At 67.5% G+C, this 2,659-nt stretch carries 3 protein-coding genes; all 3 read right to left on the minus strand.

The window, feature by feature from the left end; genetic code table 11:
- Positions 1-598 (minus strand): ABC transporter transmembrane domain-containing protein (locus tag WBQ44_RS23575; protein WP_495569076.1); only part of this gene is annotated, 598 nt, incomplete at its 3' end.
- Positions 591-2,330 carry a thiol reductant ABC exporter subunit CydD gene (gene cydD, locus WBQ44_RS23580; RefSeq protein WP_495569077.1) on the minus strand — a complete coding sequence of 580 codons (1,740 nt, stop codon included), beginning with the start codon at positions 2,328-2,330 and terminating at the stop codon, positions 591-593. The genes WBQ44_RS23575 and cydD, both read right to left, overlap by 8 nt.
- Positions 2,327-2,659, minus strand: a 333-nt coding sequence (locus WBQ44_RS23585; RefSeq protein ID WP_495569078.1) for a cytochrome d ubiquinol oxidase subunit II, incomplete at its 5' end; no start/stop codon positions are given. The genes cydD and WBQ44_RS23585, both read right to left, overlap by 4 nt.

Here is a 2,659-nt window from a genome sequence, read left to right on the forward strand (position 1 = left end):
CAGCTGCTTCGACGAATGCAGCGCGGGCCGTGGCTCCCTCGGTTTCGGCGCGGGCAGCGGCTCGCGCACCGAGTGTCGGCGCCAACACACCGGCGATCAGCAGGGCCACTGCGAGGACCGACGCCGCAGCCGGGGAGACGAACGCGAGCAGCGCCACCGCGGAGACCATCATGATCGCGGACACGCACATCGGGACGATGGCACGCACGACGACGTCGCCGAGAGCGTCGACGTCGGCGCCTGCACGGGCCATCAGGTCGCCTCGGCGCAGCATGGTCGGCGCCGCGTTGTCGGCGTTCGCCAAGCGTTCGTAGAGCCGGGTGCGCGCGGACGCCATGCCGCGGAGTGCGGTGTCATGTGTGGCGAGACGTTCGAGGTAGCGGAACACTCCGCGGGAGATGCCCAGTGCACGGACGGCCACGACGGCAACCGTCAGGTCGAGCACCGGGGGCATCTGCCACGCCCGGGTGATGAGCCATGCCGACACGGCTGCAAGCGTCAGTGCACTGCCCAGAGTTGCTACTCCAGCGGCGACGGCGACCGCGACTCGGCGTGGCCGGAGTTCGAGCAGGGTCAGAGCACGCAGGAGATCACTCATGTGCGCCTCCGCCACCCGTGCGCACAAAGTGCTGTTCCACCATCGTTTTTGGCACACCGGCGCGGCAGCGCACTGCAGCCACTTCCATCACGGTGTCGGCGCAGGCGAGGACGGCGGGGCGGTGACCGACGACCACGACGGTGCGTCCGGCGTCCGCGAGTGCGCGGACAGCCGTCAGGACCCGATGTTCGGCGACGCCGTCGAGGTGGGCGGTCGGTTCGTCGAGAAGAACCACGGGAGCCGACGAGGTGAGTACCCGAGTGAGCGCCAGCCGTTGCAGTTGGCCGAGCGAGAGGCCGACGCCTCCGCTGCCGACGCGGGTGTCCCAGCCGTCCGGCAGTTCGCGCAGCACCTCGTCGAATCCTGTTGCTGCGCAGACTCGGTCGAGGGTATCTGGTTCGGGGCGTCTTCCGGTCAGCACGAGGTTTTCGTGGAGGGTTCCCGGCAGCAGCACGGGACGTTGCGGTAGCCAGGCCACGTGGTGCCACCAAGTGCGGGTGTCGATGGCGCGGAGGTCCGTTCCGTTGATGGTGACGGCTCCCTCGTCGGCGACGCTGAGACCGAGCAGGACGGTCAGTGCCGTGGACTTGCCAGCTCCGTTGTCGCCGGCGAGAACCGTCACCGTCCCCGGCTCGAAACATGCGTCGAGGCCGTACGGCGCGAAGCCCGTTCGAGAGGCGACGCACACCGAAGACAGTTCGATCCGCACGCTGTCGGCCCGCGCCATTGCCGAGCCCGGGGTCGGCATCGTCCGCCGATCCAATACTGCGAAGGCCTTGTCCGCGGCGGCCACCCCGTCTTCGGCTGCGTGAAATTGAGCTCCGACACGGCGCAGCGGTACGTACACTTCCGGCGCCAACACGAGCGCGATGATGCCGGCTTCGAGTGCCATGTCGCCGAACACGAGTCGCAGTCCGATGCTCACCGCGACGAGCGCGACACACAGCGTCGCGAGCAATTCGAGCACCATCGACGACAGGAATGCGATCTTCAGGGCACGCATCGTCGCAGTCCGATGGGCTTCGCCGAGCGCGCGAACCCGAGCAGCCGGACCCTGTTCGCGACCGAGCGCGCGCAGCGTCGGCAGCCCGGCAAGAAGATCCAGCAGCTGAGCCGAGAGCACCGTCATCGATTCGAGAGTGGCTGCGGCCCTGCCCTTCGTGAGCAAACCGATGAGGATCATGAAGACCGGAATGAGCGGCAGCGTGAAGAACACGATCAACGCCGATGTCATGTCCTGCGTGGCGATCACGACGAGCGTCGCAGGCGTCAAGGTGCCCGCGAGGACGAGCGAGGGAACGTAGCCCGTCAGGTATGGCACGAGTCCGCCGAGCGCCCGAGTGACGACGGTTGCCACCGACTCCCGTTCGGCGTCGAGGTACCGCGGGTCCATCCGTGCGGCGTTGGCCAACACTTCGTTCTCGAGTTCCTCCACCACCGACGACGCGGCCCGGTGGCCGTAGCGGGATTGCACCCATGTCGCTGCGGTGCGAACGACGATGGCGCCGAACAGCGTCCACAGTTGCGGCGCCCATTCGCCGATGGTGCGCGCGTCCGTGGTGATGACGCCCGCGAGCACGGTTCCGAGCATCACCGCGGACACGATGACTGCTGCGGTGTCGACGAGTGCCGTCGCGACCGTCAGAGCGAGATAGCGCCGCGCGGAGCGGGAGTACCGCCACAGCCGCGGATCGATCGGTGGTCTTCTCGACCGCTCCGTGGCAGTGGTCATGAGCTGCGACCCCGCGACAGGCCGATCGAGTCAGGGATGTGCGAGGTGGAGATTCGCTTGCGAAACACCCAGTACGTCCACGCCTGGTAGCCGATGACGACCGGCGCCATGAACGCAGCAGCCCAGCTCATCACTTTCAGGGTGTACGGACTCGACGAGGCGTTCTCGATGGTCAGGTCGAACGCCGGATCGGTGGTCGACGGCATCACGTTGGGGAACAGCGATCCGAAGAGCAGCACAACCACCGCGATGATGGCGAAGGTGGTGAACACGAACGCCCAGCCCTCGCGCAGACGGGCCGTGAGAGCAACGACCGCGAGCAGTGATGC

It is taken from the genome of Rhodococcus sp. (in: high G+C Gram-positive bacteria) (genome assembly GCF_049591685.1).
Lineage (GTDB): Bacteria > Actinomycetota > Actinomycetes > Mycobacteriales > Mycobacteriaceae > Rhodococcoides.